15 protein-coding genes are annotated in these 15,621 nt (G+C 59.7%); 10 read left to right on the top strand and 5 right to left on the bottom strand.

All coding sequences use genetic code 11. The features are described from left to right. Positions 1-3: 3 nt before the first annotated feature. From menB to murF, 5 genes are read left to right on the top strand one after another with little or no spacing between them, the layout of a single operon-like run. Positions 4-873, top strand: a complete 870-nt coding sequence (gene menB, locus SYNCC9902_RS06690) for a 1,4-dihydroxy-2-naphthoyl-CoA synthase (RefSeq protein WP_011360120.1) — start codon at positions 4-6, stop codon at positions 871-873. A 4-nt stretch (positions 874-877) separates the two neighbouring features. Continuing rightward, positions 878-1,423, top strand: coding sequence for a L,D-transpeptidase (locus tag SYNCC9902_RS06685; RefSeq protein WP_011360119.1), 546 nt, complete (start codon positions 878-880; stop codon positions 1,421-1,423). Positions 1,424-1,482: 59 nt separating this feature from the next. After that, positions 1,483-3,024, top strand: coding sequence for a glycogen synthase GlgA (gene glgA / locus SYNCC9902_RS06680; RefSeq protein WP_011360118.1), 1,542 nt, complete (start codon positions 1,483-1,485; stop codon positions 3,022-3,024). Positions 3,025-3,036: 12 nt separating this feature from the next. Continuing rightward, on the top strand, positions 3,037-3,783 hold the full coding sequence (locus SYNCC9902_RS06675; RefSeq protein WP_156771179.1) for a hypothetical protein: 747 nt from the start codon (positions 3,037-3,039) through the stop codon (positions 3,781-3,783). Then, positions 3,780-5,129: a UDP-N-acetylmuramoyl-tripeptide--D-alanyl-D-alanine ligase gene (murF, locus tag SYNCC9902_RS06670; RefSeq protein ID WP_011360116.1), complete on the top strand. Its 1,350-nt coding sequence runs from the start codon at positions 3,780-3,782 to the stop codon at positions 5,127-5,129. The genes SYNCC9902_RS06675 and murF overlap by 4 nt, the downstream gene beginning before the upstream one ends. Before the next feature lie 10 nt (positions 5,130-5,139). Here the strand turns inward: murF and glmU are convergent, their stop codons facing one another. Genes glmU through SYNCC9902_RS06650 form a run of 4 tightly spaced genes read right to left on the bottom strand, consistent with a single transcriptional unit; the run spans position 5,140 to position 10,393 of the window. Then, complete coding sequence (glmU, locus tag SYNCC9902_RS06665) at positions 5,140-6,492, bottom strand: bifunctional UDP-N-acetylglucosamine diphosphorylase/glucosamine-1-phosphate N-acetyltransferase GlmU (RefSeq protein ID WP_011360115.1); 1,353 nt, start codon at positions 6,490-6,492, stop codon at positions 5,140-5,142. Between the two features lie 27 nt (positions 6,493-6,519). Beyond that, a complete protein-coding gene (locus tag SYNCC9902_RS06660; protein WP_011360114.1) occupies positions 6,520-7,512 on the bottom strand; it encodes a tRNA (5-methylaminomethyl-2-thiouridine)(34)-methyltransferase MnmD in 993 nt (330 codons plus the stop codon). Next, positions 7,493-8,806, bottom strand: coding sequence for a 3-phosphoshikimate 1-carboxyvinyltransferase (aroA, locus tag SYNCC9902_RS06655; RefSeq protein WP_011360113.1), 1,314 nt, complete (start codon positions 8,804-8,806; stop codon positions 7,493-7,495). Before aroA ends, SYNCC9902_RS06660 begins: the two co-directional genes overlap by 20 nt. 24 nt (positions 8,807-8,830) lie before the next feature. Continuing rightward, on the bottom strand, positions 8,831-10,393 hold the full coding sequence (locus SYNCC9902_RS06650) for a UbiD family decarboxylase (RefSeq protein WP_009789622.1): 1,563 nt from the start codon (positions 10,391-10,393) through the stop codon (positions 8,831-8,833). Between the two features lie 64 nt (positions 10,394-10,457). Here SYNCC9902_RS06650 and SYNCC9902_RS06645 point away from each other — a divergent pair, with 64 nt between their 5' ends. From SYNCC9902_RS06645 to sds, 5 genes are read left to right on the top strand one after another with little or no spacing between them, the layout of a single operon-like run. Next, positions 10,458-11,189 carry a 2-phosphosulfolactate phosphatase family protein gene (locus tag SYNCC9902_RS06645; RefSeq protein ID WP_011360112.1) on the top strand — a complete coding sequence of 244 codons (732 nt, stop codon included), beginning with the start codon at positions 10,458-10,460 and terminating at the stop codon, positions 11,187-11,189. A 40-nt stretch (positions 11,190-11,229) separates the two neighbouring features. Further along, positions 11,230-12,051, top strand: a complete 822-nt coding sequence (locus SYNCC9902_RS06640) for a carbon-nitrogen hydrolase family protein (protein WP_009789624.1) — start codon at positions 11,230-11,232, stop codon at positions 12,049-12,051. A gap of 3 nt (positions 12,052-12,054) precedes the next feature. Further along, a complete protein-coding gene (locus tag SYNCC9902_RS06635; protein ID WP_011360111.1) occupies positions 12,055-13,149 on the top strand; it encodes an N-acetylmuramoyl-L-alanine amidase in 1,095 nt (364 codons plus the stop codon). Continuing rightward, entirely contained in the window at positions 13,146-13,934 is a 789-nt protein-coding gene (gene murI / locus SYNCC9902_RS06630; protein ID WP_011360110.1) for a glutamate racemase, read from the top strand. Before SYNCC9902_RS06635 ends, murI begins: the two co-directional genes overlap by 4 nt. A gap of 37 nt (positions 13,935-13,971) precedes the next feature. After that, positions 13,972-14,943 (top strand): solanesyl diphosphate synthase, encoded by a 972-nt coding sequence (sds, locus tag SYNCC9902_RS06625; RefSeq protein WP_011360109.1) that lies wholly within the window; start codon positions 13,972-13,974, stop codon positions 14,941-14,943. Here the strand turns inward: sds and SYNCC9902_RS06620 are convergent. Beyond that, positions 14,927-15,586, bottom strand: coding sequence for an HAD family hydrolase (locus tag SYNCC9902_RS06620; RefSeq protein WP_011360108.1), 660 nt, complete (start codon positions 15,584-15,586; stop codon positions 14,927-14,929). The genes sds and SYNCC9902_RS06620 overlap by 17 nt on opposite strands. Positions 15,587-15,621: the final 35 nt, after the last annotated feature.

The following is a 15,621-nucleotide window of genomic DNA, read 5'->3' as shown; positions in this document are numbered from 1 at the left end:
GCTATGGCCGAATCGCAACAGGTTCTACCCGGATCGTCGTTGACCGAATGGCAGCCGTGGGGCACCTACCAAGACATCCTGGTGGACCGCTCCGCGGAAGGGATTGCCCGGGTCGCGATCAATCGCCCCGCCAAGCGAAATGCCTTTCGCCCTCAAACGGTGAATGAGCTCTGTGATGCGTTCACTCGCATCCGCGATGACCGGGCCATCGGTGTGGTGCTGTTCACAGGGGTTGGCCCGGCGGAGGACGGTGCCTACGCCTTTTGCGCTGGCGGTGACCAGAGCGTGCGTGGCGATGGTGGTTATGTCGGTGACGATGGCCTTCCAAGGCTGAACGTCTTGGATTTGCAGCGGATCATTCGCAGCCTGCCCAAGGTGGTGATCGCCCTGGTGGCGGGGTATGCCATGGGTGGTGGACAGGTGCTTCATCTGCTGTGCGATCTCAGCCTGGCGGCCGACAACGCCATGTTTGGCCAAACCGGCCCAAAGGTTGGCAGTTTTGATGGGGGGTTTGGTGCTGGTTATTTGGCCCGCGTGGTCGGTCAGCGCAAAGCCCGGGAAATTTGGTTTCTGTGTCGGCGCTATGGCGCCAAGGACGCCTTGGAGATGGGATTGGTGAATGCCGTGGTGCCCCTCGAAGAGCTCGAAGCGGAGGGGGTGCGCTGGGCTCGGGAGGTGATGCAACACAGCCCGACGGCGATTCGGTGTTTGAAGGCCGCCTTCAACGCCGAAACCGACGGCTTGGCTGGTCTTCAGGAATTGGCCGGCAATGCCACACACCTCTTTTATCGAACGGATGAGGCGATGGAAGGGCGCGATGCCTTTCTTGAAAAACGTCCTCCCGACTTCGGCCAGACGGGCTGGTTACCTTGATTCAATGATTCCGTCGCCATTGCCTGAGCCCATACCGTTGTTTCAGGCAGCGTCGATGGACACCGTGATGGCCGCGTTGGTGGCTGTGCCCCAGGAGCTGCGTCAAAAGCCAGGCCTCCATGTGGTGATGTTGCGCGACCGCCGTCGCTTGTTGCTCCTTGAAAGCGGCGAATTGCGTCAAGCATTCCCTGTGGCCATTGGCATGCCCGGCTGGGAAACCCCCACCGGTCGCTACAAGGTGTTGGAAAAAATCGACAACCCGGTGTGGGTGCATCCGGTGTCCGGTGATCGCGTTGCCGACCAGAGCAGTGCGAATCCCCTCGGTAGCCACTGGATTGGCTTTCACCGTGATTGCCGTGGCCGTGATGCCCATGACGGTGATCAATGGATCACGATCAAGGGCTGTACCAGCACGGGCTTTCACGGCACACCCCACCGCTGGACGGTGGGTCGGGCGGTGTCACACGGTTGTGTTCGGCTCTGGAATGAAAATGTGCGCACCCTTTACGGCCAAGTGAAGCTGGGAACGCCAGTCACGGTGCTGCCTTGAGACGGGAGTAGATCGGCAAATTCCCCTTAAAGTCGCCGCGCTAACGCTGTATCTCATCCATGCGCATCCTGTTCGCTGCCGCGGAATGCGCGCCGATGATCAAGGTGGGTGGAATGGGCGATGTGGTGGGCTCGTTGCCCCCCGCCCTGGCCAAGCTGGGCCACGACGTACGCCTGATCATGCCGGGCTACAGCCAGCTTTGGAGCAAGCTTCAAATCCCTGATGAGCCGATCTGGCGGGCTCAAACCATGGGAACGGAATTTGCCGTTTATGAGGCAAAGCACCCCACCAATGGCATGACCATTTATCTGGTGGGTCATCCCGTTTTCGATCCAGAGCGCATTTACGGCGGCGAAGACGAAGATTGGCGCTTCACCTTTTTTGCCAGCGCTGCGGCGGAATTTTCATGGAACGTGTGGAAGCCCCAGGTGCTGCATTGCCACGACTGGCACACCGGCATGATTCCGGTCTGGATGCATCAAGACCCAGAGATCAGCACCGTTTTTACGATCCATAACCTCAAATACCAAGGTCCATGGCGCTGGAAGCTGGATCGAATCACCTGGTGCCCTTGGTACATGCAGGGGGATCACACCATGGCCGCTGCCCTCATCAATGCGGATCGGGTGAATGCGGTGTCTCCCACCTATGCCCAAGAGATCCGCACCGCTGAATACGGTGAAAATCTCCATGGCCTGCTCAATTTTGTGTCGGGCAAATTGCGCGGCATCCTGAACGGCATTGATCTCGAGGCGTGGGATCCCGCCACCGATAAGGCGCTCCCCGCGAACTACAGCGCCGCAGACCTCACCGGCAAGGCGGTTTGCAAACAGGTCCTTCAAGAGCGAATGGGGCTGGAGGTGCGCGATGACGCGTTCCTGCTCGGGATGGTGACCCGTCTGGTGGATCAGAAAGGTGTTGATCTCCTTCTGCAGGTCGCCGACCGTTTGCTCTCCTACACCGACTCGCAGATCGTGGTGTTGGGAACGGGCGATCGTGGCCTTGAATCCGGCCTTTGGCAGCTGGCCTCCCGCTATCCGGGTAAATGCGCTGTTTTTCTGACCTATGACGATGATCTCTCTCGTCTGATCTACGCCGGCAGCGATGCGTTCCTGATGCCGAGTCGCTTCGAGCCCTGCGGCATTAGTCAGCTGTATGCGATGCGTTATGGCTCAGTGCCTGTGGTGCGGAACGTGGGTGGTTTGGTCGACACCGTTCCCCCCCACGACCCAAATGCGGATCGCGGCACTGGATTTTGCTTCGACCGGTTCGAGCCAGTCGACTTCTACACAGCCCTGGTGCGTGCTTGGGAGGCCTACCGCCATCGCAGTAGCTGGCAAGACCTCCAGAAACGCGGCATGACAGAGGACTACAGCTGGGATCGTTCCGCCGTGGAGTACGACTTGATGTACAAAGACGTTTGTGGCATTAAGGAACCCACTCCCGACGCAGCGTTGCTTGAGCAGTTCTCCCGGGGCCAAGACGCGGATCCATCCCGCGCTGATCAGATCGATGTGGAACCGTCCAGCAGCAGCTCCGCGCCAATGACGCCCCCCGGACGAAATCCATTAAACCGACTGTTTGGCCGTCGGTCTGGTTAATTCCCCTTGAGCGTGCAGGTCGGCAGCGAATCAGATCCCCGTCAGGAGCCGGGCAACCTCCCGGCTCCCTACGTGAGCCCTTGGTTGGAGTTTTCCCGCAATCTGCAGGCATTGTTCGCAGATTTGCAGTTACGGGCGCAGGAGCTTTGGCGGCGAAACGGTGAGGGGGACCTCTCCATCCCAGGCTTTTGGCCGCGGAATCTCGCTTCGACTTTTTGGCCTGTCGTTCTTGTATTGGTGGTGGCTTTGCCTCTGGCCGGTCTGCGCTGGTGGCAGAGCGCCCATCCAACCCTTCCTGAACCAGCGTCGAGTGTTGTGGCTGGAGATGGGTTTGTGCCGGATGGCGTCCTCCCGGAAACCGTTTTCCCGGCACCACTCCTCCCAGAGCCGCTGATCACCCCGCAACCGCAGCCAGCGTTGGAGCCGGAACCAACGCTGTTCGACTTCGAGGATCCACCCCTTCCCGAGCTCGATCTCAACCCGTTGTTGGATCTGTTCTTGGATGGATCGGCCCCTGAAGGGTTGTTGGCATCGGCTACACCACAACCGGCGCAAAACCGATTGGTGCTCCAGGTTTCGGATGCCTGGAACAGCCTTGGACCATCGGTGCGAACCTCGATCGCCGAAGACTGGCAGCAGCGGTCTAGGGATTTGGGCTACAGCAGCTTGCAGCTTGTTGATGGTCAGCAGACGCTTTTGGGGCGCTCGGCTCGCGTTGGGAGCGGCATGATTTTGTTCGAGTCCAAATCAGTGGGATGACCATCACTGTTCGTCAGCTGATCGCCTGCTGGGGAGCTCCGTTGGGGCCAACTCCAGACCCTGATATGGCCCTCGGTCGGATCTGCACCGATAGTCGCTCGCTCCAAACCGGTGACTTTTTTGTGCCCCTCGTTGGCGAGAATTTTGACGGCCACAGCTTCCTAGGCCAGTTGTCAGCTCTCGGAGCCCAGGCCGCTGTGGTGGAGCAGTCCTGGTCGGATCCCTTGCCATCGGATCTGTTGCACTGGCGCGTTGACGACACCCTGAAGGCCTACCAGCAGTTGGCTTTGCTGCATCGCCGTTCGCTGGATCAGCCCCTGGTCGCGGTGACTGGTTCAGCGGGAAAAACCACCACCCGTGAATTGATTCGTGCCGCCCTGGCCCCCCTGGGTGATGTGCACTGCAGCGAGGGAAACAACAACAACGACATTGGCGTTCCGCTCACCGTGCTGTCCGCGGATTCCCACCATTGCGCCTTGGTGATTGAAATGGGCATGCGTGGTCCTGGTGAAATTGAACGCTTGTCGCGCTGCACCGAGCCGGATGTGGCGGTGATCACCAACATCGGCACAGCCCACATCGGCCGTCTTGGCAGCCGGGAGGCGATCGCCGCCGCGAAATGTGAAATCACAGCCGCCCTGAAATCCGATGGTGTGGTGGTGATCCCAGCCGGTGATGCTTTGCTCGAGACAGCCCTCTCGAAGGTGTGGAGTGGCCGTGTTGTGCGGGTTCGGTTGGCGGACGACACCCCTGTAGCGGCTGATTGCATCGGTGCCATCGACGCTGGCCAGCTTGAGGTTGGTGCGCATCGCCTGCCATTGCCCTTGGAGGGGCGCCACAACGCCCGTAATGTTTTGCTGGCCCTGGCGGTGGCAGACCAGCTTGGTGTTGATAGCGCCTCCCTCAACGCGATGGAGGTGTCGGTGCCGGGTGGGCGCAATCGCCGCTTGGTTCAAGGGGGACTCACCCTTCTCGACGAGACCTACAACGCCTCCCCTGAAGCGGTCATGGCCGCCCTCACGCTGTTGTCGTCCCAGCCTGGTCGGCGGTTTGCAGTCCTCGGAACGATGCTCGAGTTGGGAGCGCAAAGCCTGCAGCTTCACGCTGACGTGGCAACGCAGGCTGCAGCGCTGAAGCTGGATGGGTTGGTGGTGGTGGATGGTGGTGCTGAGGGGCGGGCGATGGCGAACGCTGCCGCTGGTTTGCCCCGTCTTGCTGTGGTGTCTTCTCCGGAGGACGCTGCAAAACCCTTAAAGGAATGGCTCAGGCCCGGGGATGTGGTGTTGCTGAAGGCCAGCCGCGGTGTGGCGCTTGAGCGGCTGCTTCCCCTGTTGCCGTCGTTCTAGGCCTGGGGATCTAGATCGAGCGATTCGCCCAGTTGTCCTTGGTCATTTGACGGGCGCGGCCAATGGAGAGCGCCTTGCTCGGTACGTCTTTGGTGATGGTTGAACCGGCTCCAATAGTGACGTGATCACCGATGGTGACTGGCGCGACGAGAACGCTGTTGGCACCTGTTTTGCTGTGGTCTCCGATCACGGTTTGGTGTTTGTTCACGCCGTCGTAGTTCGCGGTGATCGTTCCTGCTCCCACATTCACGTTCTCGCCCAAGCTGGCGTCGCCGATGTAGCTGAGGTGGTTCACCTTGCTCCCGGCCCCCAAGCTGCTCTTTTTCACTTCAACAAAGTTGCCGATGCGGCAGCCATGGCCGACGTCTGCAGCGGGCCGCAGGTGAGCAAAGGGTCCAATGCTCACGTCATCTCCCACCTTTGCTTCTCGCACCACCGACTGCACCACCTCGACGCGATCGCCCAAGCTTGCATTGTCAATCAATGTTCCTGGCCCCAATTTGGAGTTGTCTCCGATCGAGCAGCAGCCACGGAAATGGGTTTGCGGTTCAACCACCACGTCACGACCGAAGCGGCAGTCTTCGCTGAGGGTGCAACTGGCTGGGTCCACAAAGGTGACCCCTTCATCCATCCAGTAATCCCTAAGGCGTTGCTGCAATACCCCTTCGCACTGGGCGAGCTGTTTGCGGTTGTTGATGCCGTTCACCTCATCGGGATCATCAACCTCCAGATGCATGGCGCGGGGCAACATCGCCACAGTGTCGGTGAGGTAGAGCTCCCCCTGATCGTTGTCGTTGCTCAGCTGGGGCAACACCTCAGCTAGGGCTGCCCAGTTGAAGCAATAAATACCGGCGTTGGTGAGGTTGTTGCCGCGTTGCTCTTCGCTGCAATCGCGATGCTCAATGATGTTGCTCACCTGGCCGTCCGTATCGGCGAAAACTCGGCCATAGCCGGTTGGGTCGGCCAGACGCGCCGTCAGCAGCGTGACATCGGCACCACTGCTGCGGTGTCCTTGCACGAGGGCATCGATCGTTGCGGCCCGCAAGAGCGGCACATCACCGTTGAGAACGAGAAGTTCTCCCTCGAATCCTTCCATCACTGGCAGGAGTTGTTGCACCGCGTGGCCCGTGCCGTTTTGGGGCGATTGCAGCACAAATTCCAAACCGTTCACGTGCTCCAGCGTTTGTTCGACGCGTTCGGCCTGGTGACCAACGATCAGCAGGCGGCGCTCAGGCTGGAGGTTCTTGGCGCTGGCGAGAACCCGTTCCACCAACGTTGCCCCCGCCAGGGGTTGCAGCACTTTCGGTAGGGCACTCTTCATGCGTGTGCCTTTCCCAGCGGCAAGAACGGCAACAGCGAGCATGCGGAGCAGGAATGGGTCCGGCGGAATCTACTGGGAGAGTTTGGTGCTGCCTATGCCCCCGTTCGCATCAGCAGCCCGCCAGCGTCGTTGCCAGGTGTTGGTGGCTTCCAGGCCGCAGTGCAGTTGCTCCTGTGAACGGCGCTCCAAAATCACGGGGGCCAGATCCCGCTGGTCTGGATCGCGGAAGGGAACCGCGGCACGGGTGAGCAGGTGCTCTTGTTCCATGGTCGAAAGCGGCCGCCAAGTCACCCCTGCTTGCTCCAGAGCCTCACCGCCATTGATCCCCGCTTTGATGCCCCCGCCTTTGATAGCAACCGTTCCACTGCTCCATCCCGTCCGTTCTCCTGGAGCGGATGGGAGAGATCGAAGCGCTAAGCCCGCTCGCTTCAGGCTGCCCCGGATCGCGGCCGCTCGGCTGTAGGTGAGCAGTCGCCCCCCGGGCGCCAACCGCTGGGCTAGGGCACTAAGAAATTCCTCCGACCAAAGCTCCGGACATCGCTGCGGGGAAAAGGCGTCATGCAGGATCAGATCGAAGCGCACCGCCTCGGGAATGCTGGACAGCATCCGGCGCGCATCTCCCCAGAGTTGTTGCCCCTCGTTTCCTGGTGTCGACCAGCCCCCTTGGTCTCGGATGGCAGCAAGTTTGTGCAGCACAGCGTCAGACCAAAGGGCTTGAAAACTGGGCTGCGCCAAAGCGAGCTCGAGGGGGCGACGATCCATTTCCAGTCCCCACCAACGCACGGCAGGTGCCGGTGTTGGTAAGGCCCCCAGCACCGCGGCGGTGTTGTAGCCAAGCCCAAGGCATACATCCAGGATTTGCAGTGGTTCACCGCCCCTAAAACGCTCCAGTTCGGCGGGGCCAACGAATTTGGCCTGAGCTTCACTTGCCGCACCAGCGGAGTTGTGAAAGGCCTCCCCAAACTGCACGCTGTGAAGACTGAAGCTTCCATCGGCAGTCGGAAAGTCCTGGAGTTCTCCCAGAGCAGTCGAATGCCCTGAATTAGCTGTGCAGTCGTGCAAGGTCGTCCCAAAAGGTGGGATAAGACACGGCTGCAGCTTCACTGCGGGCCAGGGTTGATGGGCCACTGGCCATCAATGCCGCAATGGCCATGCTCATCGCCACTCTGTGGTCGGTTTCACTGTCTAAGGCCGTGCCACGCAAGGGTCTGCCACCTCGGATGGTCATCCCGTCCTCGTGTTCTTCGATCTCGGCCCCCATCGCTTTGAGTTGACGCGCCATCACCGCCAATCGATCGGTTTCTTTCACCCGCAGTTCTGAAGCACCGCTGATGCGACTCTCCCCATCGCAGAAACAGGCCGCAACACTGAGGATTGGCACTTCGTCCACGAGGCGGGGCATGATTTCTTCCCCGAATTGGAAGGGCTTCAGTGGGCCGTGCTTCACCCGGAGATCTCCCACCGGTTCTCCAGCAACATCCCGGGGATGAACGATTTCGATGTTGGCGCCCATTTGATCCAGAACCTCCAGGATTCCGGTGCGCGTTGGATTCAGCCCCACGTTTTCGATGGTGAGATCAGATCCGGGCACCAGGGCTCCAGCCACGAGCCAGAACGCCGCTGAACTGATATCACCCGGCACCACAACGGTTTGGCCATGAAGCGTTGCCCCTGGCTTCACGCTGATGTGACGCCCCATTTCACCGCCCACTTCAAGGTTGGCTCCAAAGGCCCGCAACATGCGTTCGCTGTGGTCCCGTGATTGCGATGGTTCGATCACGGTGGTGGGTCCGTCGGCGGTGAGCGCCGCCAGCAGGATGGCCGACTTCACCTGGGCACTGGCCACCGGCGTTCCAACGATGGTTCCGCGCAATGTGGTTCCTTGCACGGCCAGCGGAGCCAAGTTGCCGTTATCGCGGCCTCGCACATCGGCACCCATGGAGGCCAATGGCTGGCCCACACGACGCATCGGTCGTCGGCGCAGGGAAGCGTCGCCATCCAACACGAAATGCCGCCCCGCTCGGCCCGCCAGCAAACCGAGCATCAGCCGCATCGTGGTGCCGGAATTACCGCAATCAAGAATGTGCTGCGGTTCCTGGAGACCATCGAGGCCCACCCCTTCCACGGTGACAATTTTCCCAGCTTCGATCGGAGTGATCCCGACCCCCATGGCCCTCAGGCAAGCCGCCGTGCTGATCGGATCCTCCGCCGGTAAAAGCCCTTCGATCGTGGTTGTGCCTTCGGCAATGGCACCAAATAAAAGGGAACGATGCGAGATCGACTTGTCGCCTGGGACTTTGACGCGCCCTTGGAGGCATCCCCCAGTCTTGAGATCTCGGGATGCGGACGCGCTCAAGGCTCAGGCAATGCTGCTTTGATCCTATTGGCCCAGCTTCATGCCCTGGATGAGCCGATCAAGGGCGTAGCCAAACAGGCTCGGATCAGCTTCTCCATCGCCGAGATCGTCGAGCCCCAGCTCAGACCACCGCTCTGAAACCCGCTGTTCAAGATCGGCTGGCCGGCTGAGGGGTTCACCCCATTCATGATTTTTCTCAGGTCCGATTTTGGTGGTGGCATCAATGGCAAGGCGACCGCCAAGCCCCAGCTGCTCGCTAGCGAAATCAAGACTGTCGAATGGGGTGTTTTCCAGGGTGAATAAATCCCGCTGCGGATCCACCTGGGCGGCGATGGCCCACACCACTTGGCGTGGGTCCCGCACGTTGATGTGCTTGTCGACCACCACCACGAACTTGGTGTAAGTGAATTGGGGCAAGGCGCTCCAGAAGGCCATGGCGGCCCGTTTCGCCTGGCCCGGATAGGCCTTGTCAATTGAAATCACCGCCAGCTTGTAGCTGAGAGCTTCCATCGGAAGGAAGAAATCGGTGATCTCTGGAATCTGCTGACGCAGGATCGGCGTATAAATCCGGTTGAGGGCGATGGCCAGCATCGCCTCCTCCTTCGGTGGACGGCCGCTGAAGGTGGTGAGGAACACGGGATCGCGTCGCTGCGTCATGCAGTGGAACCGAACGAGCGGTGAGTCCTCCACGCCGCCGTAAAAACCCATGTGGTCGCCAAACGGACCATCAGGGCTGACTTCCCCGGGGGTGATCGTTCCTTCCAGCACCACTTCGCTGTGGCTGGGAACTTGCAAATCGATGGTTTTGCACGGTGCCAAGCGCACGCCTTCCCCCGCGTAAATCCCGGCGAAGAGCCATTCGCTGAGTTGCACAGGAATCGGGGTTGCTGCCGCCATCACCAGCAAGGGATGAACGCCAATGGCGACAGCAACCTCTAATTTTTTACCCATCGCAGCCGCCTTGCGGAGGTGACGTGCACCGCCGCGCACACTGAGCCAATGCACCGTCATGGTGTTCACCGACTGGCGTTGCAGGCGGTACACCCCCACGTTGGGCACACCCGTCTCTGGATCTTTGGTGATCACCAGCCCAAGGGTGATGACGCCACCGGCATCCCCTGGCCATGGGCGAATCAAAGGGATCGCATCAAGGTTCACCTCATCGCCACGGAACACCTGTTGACGACAGGGAGGGTTGAGATCTCGATCGGGTTTGGCTTTCACCAGGTCCCAGAACACCCGCGCAAATTGCTTGGTTTCTTGCAGGCCCTTGGGGGGACGTGGCTGTTGAAGCAACGCCAGTCGCGAACCCAAGTCCTCGAGTTGCTCGGCGCGTTCGAGTCCCATGCTCCACACCACCCGCTCCACGGTGCCGAGGGTGTTCACGGCCACTGGCATCGAGGAGCCGATCACGTTTTCGAACAGCAGGGCCGGTCCGCCCTGACCCAGCACCCTGTCAGCAATCGCGGCCAACTCCAGATCGGGATCGACGGGCGCCGTAATGCGCTTGAGCTGCCCACGCTCTTCCAACAATTTGAGGAAGCCCCTCAGATCACGCGTTGCCGGGCCGGACTGGAACAGAGCCATGGGGAGGACAGAAACGGCGCGATCGATCTCGGTACTGTGTCGCACGTTGCTCAACAGCGTGGCCATGCAGATTTCTTACTTCCATGTGCCAGCTGAGATGCCGCAGAGCGTTCGTCCCAGTGCTGCTGTGGTGATTGATGTGTTGCGTGCCACCACCACCATCGCTTGGGCGCTCCATAACGGCGCCGAGGCCATTCAAGCCTTCGCTGATGTCGACGCTTTGCATACTGCGGCCGCGGCCTGGCCAGCGGACGCACGCCTGTTGGTGGGGGAGCGAGGTGGTCAGAAATTGGAGGGGTTTGATTTGGGTAACTCCCCGGTGACCGTGGGCCCTGAAACCGTCGCTGGTAAACGCCTGTTCATGAGCACCACCAATGGAACCCGTGCCCTTGATCGGGTTCGTGATGTTCCCCTACTGATGACGGCCGCATTGCCCAACCGTGAAGCGGTGGCCCAGCGCTTGCATCAGCACAAGCCCGACACGCTTGCCATCGTTGGCAGCGGTTGGGAAGGGTCGTATTCGCTCGAAGACTCCTTGGCTGCCGGGGCCTTGGTTCATCGTCTACTGGAATTGGATTCGGCTGCGAATGCTGCAGCGAATGATGAAGCCACGGCGGCCTTGGCGCTGTGGAAGCAGTGGATGCACGACCCCGAGGCTTGCCTGCGAACGGCGACCCATGGGCAAAGGCTCATTCGCATCGGGAATCACGATGCAGATTTTCAGTGTTGCGCCGGCCTTGATCAGCTGAGCACGGTTCCCACCCAAGGCGAACCAGGAGTTCTCAAGGCTGCATAGACGCTCGTAAAGTCCAAAAACCAACGACTGCCGTAATTCTGTGAGCGATTTTCTGGCTGCTGCCATTCAGCTCACCAGTGGTCAGGACCCCGAGTTGAATTTCAACGCCGCCGAGGAGCAGATCGACCTGGCGGTTCGGCGTGGGGCAGAGCTCATTGGCCTCCCGGAAAACTTTGCCTTCATGGGCGACGATTCCCGTCGATTGGAGATGGCTTCAGCTCTGTCTGAACAGTGCAGCCGCTTCTTGGTGACGATGGCGCGGCGATATCAAGTGGCCCTGCTCGGTGGTGGATTTCCTGTTCCTGCTGGAGATGGTGCCCAAACTTTGAACCGTTCGGAGTTGGTGGATCGCGATGGCCAGCTCCTGGCCCGATACGACAAAATTCACTTGTTTGATGTTGATCTGCCCGACGGCAATACCTATCGGGAATCAGCAACGATCAAATCCGGACAGGCGCCACCGCCAGTGGTGGAGATCCCAGGTTTGTGTCGGGTGGGGCTGTCTATTTGTTACGACGTGCGCTTCCCTGAGCTGTATCGATATCTCGTGGCGTCCGGGGCAGACTTGTTGATGATTCCCGCCGCATTCACAGCCTTCACTGGAAAAGATCATTGGGATGTTCTGCTCCAGGCTCGTGCCATTGAAAACACCGCCTATGTGCTCGCTCCCGCGCAAACGGGTGTTCACTACGGCCGTCGTCAGTCCCATGGCCACGCGATGGTGATCGACCCTTGGGGAACGGTCTTGGCCGACGCTGGTGTTCAGACCGGTGCGGCGATTGCCCCTGTGAACACCGACCATCTCAGCCGTGTTCGTAACCAGATGCCGAGCCTGCGTCACCGCAAGCCCGCCCTGTTCTGAGTGATGGTTGCGGCGCGTTCACGCCGAATGGCCTGGCTGCTTGCTGCCGTGTTGCAGTGTCCAGGCCTATTGGCTGCCATGCCCGCTCAGGCGGCGAGTGCACTGGCGGCTTGGGCGATGACGGATCAAGGCGTCTTGCAGCTGCGTACGAGTCGTAATGCCCAGCTCAAAGCCTTTTTTCAGGCCGCAGGTGATGGCCGTGGAACCCGGGTCTGGATCGACTTCCCCGGTGAATTGCGCTTTCCCCGCCGTCTGGCTGGCAGGGGGGCGGTGAAGGAAATCCGCATCGGTAAGCCGCGGACTGGGGCAACCCGGCTCGTGGTGGAGTTTCGCTCCGATGTGGATCTGAATCCAGAGGATTTGCGGCTTCGGGGGACGGCACCGGATCGATGGGAAATGGCCTTTGTTGGCTTACCCATCCGGGGGCTTAACGACATGGGAGAAGGAGATCTCACGGGACGGGCGACGGCCTGGCAAACCTCCCCCCGGTTCGCACCATCGCGAACCCCCGTCGACCCCTCGGGCCTTCCAACCGTTCCAAAAAATCGCTATCGGGTCGTGATCGATCCCGGCCATGGCGGCCCTGATCCTGGGGCTATCGGAATTCGTGGGCTTCGCGAATCCGATGTGGTGCTGGATGTATCGCTGCAGGTTGCCGCTTTGCTGAGGGCCCGAGGTGTGGATGTTCGGCTCACGCGCACCAGTGAGATCGATGTGGATTTACCGCCGCGGGTGTCCTTGGCCAATCGATTCGGGGCCACAGCTTTCATCAGCATTCATGCCAATGCCTTGAGCATGAGACGGCCGGATGTGAATGGGATTGAAACCTTCTACTTCTCGGATCCACGCTCGGGACGTCTGGCGACCTACCTGCAGCAACAAATGATGGATGTGTCGCCGGGCACCCCCAATCGCGGCGTACGGCGGGGCCGATTTTTTGTGATTCGTCGAACCACCATGCCGTCGGCCTTGGTGGAAATGGGATTTGTCACCGGGGCCATTGATTCACCGCGTCTCGCCCTCGCCGATCATCGTCGCCGCTTGGCCTTAGCGATTGCGGCGGGCACCTTGAACTATCTCAAGCAGGAGGTGCGATGACACCGCTTCTGGGGTTTTTCGACAGCGGCATCGGTGGCCTCACGGTGCTTCGCCAGGTGTTGGAACGTCACGGCCCGGTTCAGTGCATTTATTTGGGTGACACGGCCCGTGTCCCTTACGGCAGCCGTTCGGCCCCTGAAATTCGCTTGATTGCGGCGGAGGTGGTGGCTTGGTTGCGCGATCAACAGGTCTCCACCGTGGTGATGGCGTGCAACACCACCAATGCCTTGGCCCGTGATGTGGCCGAGGGGCAGGCAGGGGGGCCGGTGATTGGCTTGATCGGTGCGGCGGCGGCCATGGTTCAAACCTCTCGGGTCGGCGTCTTGGCGACGCCAGCAACGGTTGCGTCCGAGGCCTATCGCTCCAGCATTGAAGCGCTTCATCCCGGCACCCTGGTGGTTGAACAGGCTTGTCCAGAGTTTGTGCCCCTGATTGAGTCCGGCGACTTGAGCAGCGATGAGCTTCGCCGTACAGCAAAGGAGTACTTGCAGCCCTTGCTGAAAGCCTCGGTGGAGTCGATCGTGCTGGGCTGCACCCACTATCCGTTGTTGGAGCCAGTGCTGCGCCAGTTACTACCGGATTCAGTCCAGTTGATTGATCCAGCTGTCGGTGTGGCGCGTCAGCTGGACTCGGTTCTCGGAGCTCCGAAACCATCCGTTGGGGAAGGGCTTCATCTCGATGATTGCCGTTTCTGTGTCACGGCTGATCCGGATGGGTTCGCGACGCGGGCTACTCCCTGGCTCGGAGAACGTCCACGCGTCCAGCTTGAAGTGCTGCGATCCTGAAGCTGAGGCCACTAGGATCGCGGCGCCGAGGGGTTTCATGATCACCGTCACCGAGCTGCTGCAACCGGTTGAGACCGATCTCGAGACTTTGCTCGGCGATTTGCGCAATTTGATTGGTGCGGGGCATCCCATCCTTCAAGCTGCGGCGGAACATTTGTTCAGCGCTGGCGGTAAACGCATCCGCCCCGGCATTGTTTTATTGATCTCGAGAGCCCTCGCCGCTGATGGAGAGCTCACACCGCGCCATCGGCGTTTGGCAGAGATTACCGAGATGATCCACACCGCATCGTTGGTTCACGATGACGTGGTGGATGAAGCATCGACCCGTCGAGGTGTCGACACCGTTCACAGCCGATTCGATGCCCGCGTTGCTGTTCTTGCTGGTGATTTTCTTTTTGCACAGGCGAGTTGGCACCTTGCCAATCTTGATGATCTCGATGTCGTCAAATTATTGAGCCGAGTGATCATGGATCTCGCTGATGGCGAGGTCAAACAAGGCCTTTATCGATTCGATACGTCCCAGAGTTTTGAGACGTATTTTGAAAAAAGTTACTGCAAAACAGCTTCTTTAATCGCGAACAGTTCCAGGGCCGCTGGTGTTTTGAGTGAGTGCAATCCACAAGAATTAGATTCTCTTTATCAATTCGGTCGCCAATTGGGTCTGGCCTTTCAAGTTGTCGACGACATTCTTGATTTCACTGGTAGCGACCAGCAGTTGGGTAAGCCAGCTGCCAGCGATTTAGCGACTGGCTATTTAACAGCACCCACCTTTTACGCACTGGAAGAAAATCCTGAGCTGGGAGCGTTGATCGATCGTGAATTCAGCGAAGCTGGCGATCTTGAACAAGCTCTCGAACTAGTCCGTTCATCCCAAGCCATTCCTCGGACCCGTGAATTGGCTGAGAAATTTGCCCGTGAGTCCCGCGAATCAATTGCTTGGATGGCTGATTCACCCTCGAAGCGGGCTCTGCTCGAGCTGCCTGATTTTGTCCTTAGCCGCTTGTATTAACGAGCTGATTCAAGACAACCTCAAGACTTTCAACCCGGCAGGGGTTTCGAGTGAGAGGGTCTTTTTGAGAGTCACTCGATAAAACCCAAACGCGGCATCCTGCGGCTTCGGCAGATTGCATTCCTGCGTTTGAATCTTCAAAGGCCCAGCATTCGCTTGGATTCACATTGAGTCGTTTGGCCGCCAGCAAATACGGCGCTGGATCTGGTTTTCCGGCTGCCAACTGCGGATCATCGCCATAAATGCGTTCTTTGATCGATTCAACCCAAGGGTGGTGGCTGGTTTTAAAGGCCACCGCCTCACGACTGCTGCTGGTGACGAGCGCTGTTTTGATGCCGTGATCGCAGCAGTGCTGCACCAACCCTTCTGCCCCCGGCATCGCGGGGGCCTGTGGGAGCAATGCTCGAACAATTGGTTGTTGAACCGCCAGCAGAGTGTCAATTCCAATTGGGGTTGGAAGCCAATCGTCCACTTGCTGAGCGCAGTCCCTGCGTCGACGCCCTCTGAGCTGCAGTAATTGTTCGTCGCTCAGTTCGCCACCGAATTGGGCCGCGGCCTGACGCCAGCCCATCCCATGGAACGGCTCCGTGTCGAGCAGGAGCCCATCCAAATCAAACAAACAGGCCACCGGTGGATGCGTCATCCCTGTAGGGGAGGTTCGGTTTCTCTAGTCAAGCG

The organism is Synechococcus sp. CC9902 (genome assembly GCF_000012505.1).
Lineage (GTDB): Bacteria > Cyanobacteriota > Cyanobacteriia > PCC-6307 > Cyanobiaceae > Parasynechococcus.
Note: the sequence above shows the minus strand (reverse complement) of the source record. Positions and strands in the feature narration are given on the sequence as shown.